This window comes from Falsiroseomonas sp. RANM36, assembly GCF_056682175.1.
In genome coordinates this window covers 132,094-140,286 of sequence record NZ_JBWXTD010000004.1, presented here as the reverse complement: position 1 = coordinate 140,286, position 8,193 = coordinate 132,094, and the positions used below count along the sequence as shown (strand labels likewise).

The window sequence follows — 8,193 nt, the reverse complement described above, 5'->3', positions numbered from 1 at the left end:
GGCGGCCCCCGGGGCCCGGCCGGGCCCGGCGCGCACCCCTGGCCCCCGCCGCCCGGCGGCGCCCGGGGGGGCGCCGCGGCGCCGGTCAGCGCCGCGAGCCGGTCGCGCGCCAGCATGCGTTCGCGCATCAGGCGGCGGACCAGCATTTCGTCGGGAGCAGGCCGGGATTGCTCGGCGGCGATCATGCGGTCCAGATCGGCCTGCTGCTCGGCCAGGCGCCCGATCAGGCGCGTGCCAGGTAGGCATCCGTCCATGTCGCCCCCACTCCCGCCGCGCGGCGGTCTGCTGCCCAGGGTTGTGCCGGGCGGCCGATCAGACGGCCGAACCGCGGGTTGCCCCCCTTATCCACACAATCCTACAGGCCGAGTCGCGGTTCAAGCCCAATCGCTGATTGTATCCACCTTCGAGTCGTCAATTTCACAATTTCGCACCTGGCCCGGCCAAACGCCCGCCATTGCTGCATTTCGTAGGCCGGATGGAGGCGCGCGGCGCCGGGCAGCTCTGTAAGGGGTTGACAAACCTCGGTCGTTTCGCGCGCTGCAAACGATACAATTTTTGGTTGTGTAGACAATCCGCAGGCTCAGGATCCGGCTTCCGGCGCTGCCCGTTCCTCCACCATCATCGCCACGCCCTTCACCCCGGGCACCGACCGCGCCAGGACCCGCAGCGCCCGCTTCACTTCCTCGTTCCGGCAATAGCCGTGGAAGGAGACCACCCCGTCCTGCACCTCGGGAAAGATGAAGAAGGCGTCCACCCAGGGCTGGCGACGCATCGCCTCGGCCACCTCCCGGCGGATGCGCTCATCCGGCGCATCCTCGGCCAGGCTGCCTGCCGGTGCCATCAGGGCACGGATCAGGTCGGCCCGGGCGACGATGCCGACCAGCCTGCCCTCCCGCAGCACCGGCACGCGCCGGATGCCACGCTCCTCGATGGCGTGGGCGATCACTGCGATCGGCGTATCCTCCTCGGCCGTGACCAGCGCGGTGGTCATCACGTCGCGCGCCGTCCTGCCATGGGTGCGGGAATACTGCGCGGCCTGCCGGGCGGCCGGCGTGAAGAAGGCGGCGAGCCAGCCGCGCGGCGGATCCTCCGGCGCCGCCAGGCGCCGGATCAGGTCGCTCTCGGTGACCATGCCGAGCAACCGGCCTTCGGCATCCACCACCGGCGCGCCGGATATGCCGCGCTCGGCCAGGATGCGCGCGACCAGGGACAGCGGCGTGTCCGGCGGCAGGGTGACCGGGTCGCGGGTCATCAGATCGCGGGCACGCATCGCCGTCCTCCTTGATTTGGTTATGTATTGACATGGCGATGTTTGCGACGCCTCGCAAGCTCACGATTCGTCTGCCGCGTTTCCCGCGATTTGTCGCATTAAGCGCAAGATCAGCTTGCATTGTAATGATATCTGCGGCAATCTACGGTTATGTCACCGATCCCCGGATCGCCTGGAATGTCGCAAACCAGCCTCGGCCTCGAGCGGCGCCGCCAAAAGCGCAGCAGCGTCCTGAAGCGGGCGCAACTCGCCTGCGGCGCCTCGCTTTACGACTGCTTCATCCTGGACAGCTCCGAGGACGGCGTGCGCGTGCAGATGCCCTCGCCCGTCGCCGTGCCGGAGCGCGTGGTGATCCGGCTGGAGGGCGGCATCAGCATCCCCGCGGTGCATCGCTGGAGCCGCGGTTCCGATGCCGGGCTGCAATTCGCCAAGGATGGCGCCGCCGAGCGCGGCCCGCTCGCCGGCCGGATCTGGGCGGCTCATGAGACGCTCCTGGAGGGCCGGACGGATGCGGCGCTGCGCCAGCTGCGCAGCGGCGGTTATTTCGGCGACCCCGCCCTGGAGCAGGCCGCCGAGGAGGCGGAGGCGGCGCTGGCGCGGCTGGCCGGCGCGCGGCGCGCGGCCGCGATCGCCGCGAGCTGACCCCTCGCGTTCAGCCGCGGCGCGCGGCGGCCCAGCTCGTCGTCACATGGGCGCAGGGCGCGCCCTCGCCCTCCGAGCGCAGCATCACCTCGCCATAGGACAGGGTGCGGCCCTTGCGGATCACCCGCGCCTCCGCGATCACGGCGCGCGGCGCCGGCGGGCGGAGGAAGGTGATCGAGAGGGTCGAGGTCAGGCTCTCGTCCTTCCCGCCGGTCAGCGAGAGCAGCGCCACCCACATCGCCACATCCGCAAGCCCCATCAACGCGGGGCCTGAGACGGTGCCGCCCGGGCGCAGCAGGTCCTCGCGATGCGGCAGGCGCAGCGTCGCCTCGCCATCGGCGAAGCCGAGAACCTCCACGCCCCAGGCACCGGCGAGCGGCACGCCCGCGCGCACGAGCGCCTGCATCTTCGCAACCGTCAGGCTCATGCGCCGGCGACCACCCGTCTCAGGCAGGGGTTCCGGCCGATCCAGTAGCAGAGCTCCGCGGGGCGGGAGATGCCGTAGAGCGCCAGGTCGCAGCGTTGCCCCGGCGCCAGCGTGCCGCGATCGGTCAGGCCGAGCGCCGCCGCGGCGTTCACCGTGACGCCGCGCAGCGCCTCCGCGACCGTCAGGCGGAACAGTGTGCAGCCCAGGTTGAGCATCAGCAGCAGCGAGAGCGCGGGCGAGGAGCCGGGGTTGAGGTCCGTCGCCAGCGCGATGCGCAGCCCGGCCGCGCGCATCGCGGCGATGTCGGGGAGATGCGTCTCCCGGATGAAGTAGTAGGCGCCGGGCAGCAGCACGCCGACCGTGCCGGCCTTCGTCATCGCCGCGATGCCGTCCGCGCTGGCGTATTCGATGTGGTCGGCCGAGAGCGCGCCGTAGCGCGCCGCCAGCGCCGCGCCCTGGTCGTCGCGCAACTGGTCGGCATGCAGCTTCACGGGCAGGCCGGCGCGCTTCGCGGCGTCGAAGACCCAGGCGGTCTCCTCTGGCGTGAAGCCGATCGCGCTGTCGGTGAAGGCGTCCACCGCATCGGCGAGCCCCTCCGCCGCGATGGCGGGAATGATGGTGTCCGCGACATGGCGCGCGTACTCCGCGCGGCGGCCGGCATATTCCGGCGGGATGGCATGCGCGGCGAGGCAGGCGGTGACGAGCGAGACATCGCGCGCCGCGCCGATCCGCCGCGCCGCGCGCAGCATCCGCGCTTCCGTCTCCGCGTCCAGGCCGTAGCCCGACTTCACCTCGATGGTGGTGACGCCTTCGGCCAGCAGCGCGTCCAGCCGGGGCAGGGCGGCGGCGACCAGCGCATCCTCGCTCGCTTCCCGCGTCGCGCGCACGGTGGAGAGGATGCCGCCGCCGGCCTTGGCGATCTGCTCGTAGCTCGCGCCGTCCAGCCGCATCTCGAACTCGCGCGCGCGGTCGCCGGCGAAGACGAGATGCGTGTGGCAATCCACCAGCCCCGGCAGGATCCAGGCGCCGTCGCAGCGCGTGGTCTCGGCGGCGCCGCCCGGCAGCTCGGCGCGCCTTCCGACCCAGGCGATGCGGCCATCCTTTGCCGCGATTGCGCCATCCTCGATCACGCCGAGGCCCTCGCCCCGCATCGTGCACAGATGCGCGTCCAGCCAGACGCGGTCGAAATCGCTCATGCCAGCGTCACCAGCTTCGCGAAGCGGCCCTGCTCCACCAGGCGCTTCGCCGCCTCGATGTCGGGCGCCATGGTGCGGTCCTCGTCCCAGCGCGCCGCGACGGCGCGCAGCGCGGCATGCGCCTCCTGAAGCGGCGGCGAGCTGCGCAAGGGGCGATGGAAGTCCACGCCCTGCGCCGCGGCCAGCAGCTCGATGCCGAGGATGACCGAAAGATTCTCCGCCATCGTCATCAGGCGCAGCGCGGCGCCGGTGGCCATGCTGACATGGTCCTCCTGGTTCGCACTGGTCGGCAGGCTGTCCACGCTGCGCGGCGCCGCCAGCGCGCGGTTCTCCGCCACCAGCGCGGCGGCCGTGACCTGCGCGATCATGAAGCCGGAATTCACGCCGGAATCCGCGACGAGGAAGGCCGGCAGCCCGGAATTCAGCGCGGGATCGGTCAGCAGCGCGAGCCGCCGCTCGCTGATCGCGCCGAGTTCGGCCAGGGCGAGGGCGATGGTGTCGGCGGCGAAGGCGACCGGCTCGGCGTGGAAGTTCCCGCCCGACAGCACCTCGCCATCGCCGACGACCAGCGGGTTGTCGGTGACGGCATTGGCTTCGCGCAGCAGGGTCGCGGCGACGTTGCGCAGCAGGTCGAGGCAGGCGCCGGCGACCTGCGGCTGGCAGCGCAACGAATAGGGGTCCTGTACGCGGGGGTCGTCCTCGCGATGGCTGTCGCGGATCGCGCTGCCGGCCAGCAGCCTGCGCAGCGCGGCCGCGCAGGCGATCTGGCCGGGCTGGCCGCGCAATTCGTGGATGCGCGGATCGAAGGGCGTGTCGGAACCGCGCGCCGCATCCACGCTCATCGCGCCGGCGACGAGCGCCGTCTTCAGCAGGTCCTCCGCCGCGAAGAGAGCCGCGAGCGCGATGGCCGTGCTGACCTGCGTGCCGTTCAGCAGCGCAAGCCCTTCCTTCGGCGCCAGGGCGAGCGGCGAGAGACCGGCGGCGGCCAGCGCCTGCCTGCCGTCCGCAACGCGGTCGCCAAGGAAGGCCTCGCCTTCGCCGATGAGGACCAGGGAGAGATGCGCCAGCGGCGCGAGGTCGCCGGAGGCGCCGCCCGATCCCTTCGACGGGATCGCCGGCAGCACGCCCTTCGCCAGCAGCGCGAGCAGGGCGTCCACCACCTCCGGCCGCACGCCGGAGGCGCCGCGCGCCAGGGACATCGCCTTCAGCGCGAGGATCAGCCGCACCACCGGTGCCGGCAGGAAGGCGCCGGTGCCGGCGGCATGGCTGCGCAGCAGGTTGAGCTGCAGATGCGCAAGCCGGTCAGGCGGGATGCGGGTGGAGGCGAGCTTCCCGAAGCCGGTGTTGACGCCATAGAGCGCGACGCCCGTCGCCAGCCTGCGCCCGAGCCCATCCGCGCTGGCCTGCACGGTGCCGCGCCATGATGCGTCAAGCGCGAGCTGGCCGCCCTCCATGATGGCGCGGAGATCGGGCAGCGTGGCGGCGCCGGGTGTGATCATCGCGCGCCCAGCATCGGCAGGTCGAGGCCGTATTGCCGCGCGCAGTCCTTCGCGATGTCGTAGCCCGCATCCGCATGCCGCATCACGCCCGTCGCGGGATCGTTCCACAGCACGCGCGCCAGCCGCCGCGACGCCGCTTCCGTCCCGTCGCAGACGATCACCATGCCGGAATGCTGGCTGAACCCCATCCCCACGCCGCCGCCGTGATGCAGCGAGACCCAGGTCGCGCCGGACGCGGTGTTGAGCAGCGCATTCAGCAGCGGCCAGTCGGAGACGGCGTCGGAGCCGTCCAGCATCGCCTCCGTCTCCCGGTTCGGCGACGCGACGGAGCCGGAATCCAGGTGGTCGCGCCCGATCACGATCGGCCCGATCTCGCCGCGCGCCACCATCTCGTTGAAGGCGAGGCCGAGCTTGTCGCGCAGCCCGAGCCCCACCCAGCAGATGCGCGCCGGCAGGCCCTGGAAGGCGATGCGCGCGCGCGCCATGTCGAGCCACTGGTGCAGGTGCCTGTCGTCCGGGATCAGCTCCCGCACCTTGTCGTCGGTCTTGCGGATGTCCTCGGGGTCGCCTGACAGCGCGGCCCAGCGGAAGGGCCCGATGCCGCGGCAGAAGAGCGGGCGGATATAGGCCGGCACGAAGCCCGGGAAGTCGAAGGCGTTTTGCAGCCCCTCGTCCTTCGCCATCTGCCGGATGTTGTTGCCGTAGTCGAGCACGGCGCTGCCCATCTTCTGGAAGTCCAGCATCGCCTGCACATGCGCGACCATGCTGTGCTTCGCGGCGGCGGCGACGGCGGCGGGATCGCTCTCCCGCTTCGTCTCCCATTCGGCGAGCGTCCAGCCCGCGGGCAGGTAGCCGTTGACCGGATCATGCGCGCTGGTCTGGTCGGTGACGATGTCCGGCACCACGCCGCGCTTCACCAGCTCCGGGAAGATCTCGGCGGCGTTGCCGAGCAGGCCGACGCTGATCGCGCGCTTCTCCGCACAGGCCTTGCGGATCATCGCCAGCGCGGTGTCGAGATCGTCCGCGCGGTGGTCGAGATATTTCGTCTCCAGCCGCTTCTCGATGCGGGAAGGCTGGCACTCCACCGCCAGCACGCAGGCGCCGGCGAAGACGCCCGCGAGCGGCTGCGCGCCGCCCATGCCGCCGAGGCCGCCTGTCAGGATCCAGCGACCCGCGAGCGAGCCACCGAAATGCTGCCGCCCGGCCTCCACGAAGGTCTCGTAGGTGCCCTGCACGATCCCCTGGCTGCCGATGTAGATCCAGGAGCCGGCCGTCATCTGGCCGTACATCATCAGCCCCTTGCGATCGAGCTCGGAGAAATGCTCCCAGGTCGCCCAGCGCGGCACCAGGTTGGAGTTGGCGATCAGCACCCGCGGTGCATCGGCATGCGTCCGGAAGACGCCGACGGGCTTGCCGGACTGCACCAGCAGCGTGTGCTCCTCGTCCAGTCGCTTCAGCACCGACAGGATGGTCTCGTAGCTCTGCCAGTCGCGCGCGGCGCGGCCGATTCCGCCATAGACCACCAGTTCGCCCGGCTTCTCGGCGACCTCGTCGTCGAGGTTGTTCATCAGCATCCGCATCGCCGCCTCGGTGGTCCATTGGCGGCAGGAGAGCTCAAGGCCGCGGGGGGCGCGGATGGCGGGGGCGTTGCGGAAGCGGCCAAGGGCGTGATGGGCGTCGGTCATGCGGCGCAGGCTACAGCGTGTCTCGGGCCGCCGTCACGCATTCGCCGCGCGCAGCGCGCGGTCGAGGTCGGCGAAGAGGTCCGCCGGATCCTCGATGCCGGTGGACAGGCGCAGCAGGTCGTCGGGGCAGGGGGAGCCGGCGCCCTCGATGGAGGCGCGATGCTCGACCAGGCTTTCCACCCCGCCGAGCGACGTCGCGCGCTTCCACAGCTCCACCCGCGCCGCGGTGCCGATGGCGTGCGGCGCGCCGCCGCGGACGCGGATGCTGAGCATGCCGCCGAAGCCGCCCTGCATCTGGCGCTTCGCGATGGCGTGGCCGGGATGGTCTGGCAGGCCGGGATAGAGCACCTCGGCCACGGCGGGATGCGCCGCGAAGCGCTTCGCCAGTTCCATCGCCGAGGCGCAGGCGGCGGGCACGCGCAGCGGCAGGGTCCGCATGCCGCGCAGCAACAGGAAAGCTTCCAGCGGCCCGAGGATCTGGCCGAGCATGGCGCGGTTCCGCCGGATGCGGTCCCACATCTCGTCCTTGCGCGCCGTGGCCAGCGCCCCGGCCACCACGTCCGAGTGGCCGTTGAGATACTTGGTCGCCGCATGCATCACGATGTCGGCGCCGTGCTCGATGGGCCGCGTCAGCAGCGGCGTCGCGCAGGTGGAATCCACCGCCAGCAGCGCGCCGGCCTCATGCGCGATCCGGGCGGCGCCGGCGATGTCGGTGATGGACCAGAGCGGGTTGGCCGGCGTCTCCGCCCAGACCAGCTTCGTCTCGCCCGGCCGGACCGCGGCGCGCAGCGCATCCAGGTCCGTCATGTCCACCAGCGTCACCCGCAGGCCCCAGCGCGTGCCGTCGGTCAGCAGCCAGTTCCGCAGCGCCCAGTACATGACGTTCGGCGCCACCACATGGTCGCCCGGCGCCAGCGCGAGGAACACGGCGGTCGCCGCGGACATGCCGGAGCCGAGCAGCATCGCGGCCGGCGCGGCCTCCAGCATGGCGATCACCGCCTCGGCCTCGCGCACTGTCTCGTTGTCGGCGCGGCCATAGATGTTGCCGCTGCGGTACTGGTTGTCCGGGTCGCGGACGAAGGTGGTGGTCACGTGGATCGGCGGCACCACGGCGCGCGTCGCCTCGTCCACCTTGCCCATCGCCTGCGCGGCCAGGGTGCGTGGGGTCCAGTTCCGGCCGGTGGTCGGGTCCATGCTCATGCGCCTGTCGCCTCGGGGTGTCAGCCGCGCATGTTGCACGCCGCGCGCCGATGCGCGAGGAGTGCATGGGAACCTGGGAGAGTTTCATGGCGGCCTTCTTCGCCGCACGGGCCCTGCTGCCGCAGGGCTGGGCGTCGGACGTGCTGATCGAGGTGGACGAAGCGGGCGCCATCGCCGCCGTCACGCCGGGGGCCGCGCCCCGCCCCGCCCCCCCCCCCCCCCCCCCCGGGGGGACCCCCCCGGCCCCCCCCCCAGAACACCCCCCCACCCCCCC

At 72.0% G+C, this 8,193-nt stretch carries 8 protein-coding genes and 1 pseudogene; 2 read left to right on the top strand and 7 right to left on the bottom strand.

The genetic code is table 11. From position 1 onward, the window contains the following. Both AC1MIR_RS14425 and AC1MIR_RS14420 read right to left on the bottom strand, forming a co-directional pair. Positions 1-185, bottom strand: a 185-nt coding sequence (locus AC1MIR_RS14425) for a hypothetical protein (RefSeq protein ID WP_480028890.1), incomplete at its 3' end; no start/stop codon positions are given. Between the two features lie 395 nt (positions 186-580). Then, a complete protein-coding gene (locus tag AC1MIR_RS14420) occupies positions 581-1,270 on the bottom strand; it encodes a CBS domain-containing protein (RefSeq protein ID WP_480028889.1) in 690 nt (229 codons plus the stop codon). Between the two features lie 177 nt (positions 1,271-1,447). Here AC1MIR_RS14420 and AC1MIR_RS14415 point away from each other — a divergent pair, with 177 nt between their 5' ends. Further along, on the top strand, positions 1,448-1,912 hold the full coding sequence (locus AC1MIR_RS14415) for a PilZ domain-containing protein (protein WP_480028888.1): 465 nt from the start codon (positions 1,448-1,450) through the stop codon (positions 1,910-1,912). Positions 1,913-1,922: 10 nt separating this feature from the next. Here AC1MIR_RS14415 and AC1MIR_RS14410 read toward each other — a convergent pair whose 3' ends face one another. The 5 genes from AC1MIR_RS14410 to AC1MIR_RS14390 are packed head-to-tail and all read right to left on the bottom strand — an operon-like array spanning position 1,923 to position 7,919. Further along, the gene (locus tag AC1MIR_RS14410; protein WP_480028887.1) at positions 1,923-2,339 is read right to left on the bottom strand and encodes a PaaI family thioesterase; all 417 of its coding nucleotides are present in this window, start codon (positions 2,337-2,339) and stop codon (positions 1,923-1,925) included. Beyond that, positions 2,336-3,535 (bottom strand): imidazolonepropionase, encoded by a 1,200-nt coding sequence (gene hutI / locus AC1MIR_RS14405; protein ID WP_480028886.1) that lies wholly within the window; start codon positions 3,533-3,535, stop codon positions 2,336-2,338. Before hutI ends, AC1MIR_RS14410 begins: the two co-directional genes overlap by 4 nt. Continuing rightward, the gene (gene hutH, locus AC1MIR_RS14400) at positions 3,532-5,034 is read right to left on the bottom strand and encodes a histidine ammonia-lyase (RefSeq protein WP_480028885.1); all 1,503 of its coding nucleotides are present in this window, start codon (positions 5,032-5,034) and stop codon (positions 3,532-3,534) included. The genes hutI and hutH overlap by 4 nt, the downstream gene beginning before the upstream one ends. Beyond that, positions 5,031-6,719 (bottom strand): urocanate hydratase, encoded by a 1,689-nt coding sequence (hutU, locus tag AC1MIR_RS14395; protein ID WP_480028884.1) that lies wholly within the window; start codon positions 6,717-6,719, stop codon positions 5,031-5,033. The genes hutH and hutU overlap by 4 nt, the downstream gene beginning before the upstream one ends. A gap of 33 nt (positions 6,720-6,752) precedes the next feature. Next, complete coding sequence (locus AC1MIR_RS14390; protein WP_480028883.1) at positions 6,753-7,919, bottom strand: trans-sulfuration enzyme family protein; 1,167 nt, start codon at positions 7,917-7,919, stop codon at positions 6,753-6,755. A gap of 65 nt (positions 7,920-7,984) precedes the next feature. On the opposite strand from AC1MIR_RS14390, the pseudogene AC1MIR_RS14385 reads away from it, so the two are divergent. Next, a pseudogene (locus tag AC1MIR_RS14385) lies at positions 7,985-8,193 on the top strand (hypothetical protein); the annotation flags it as partial.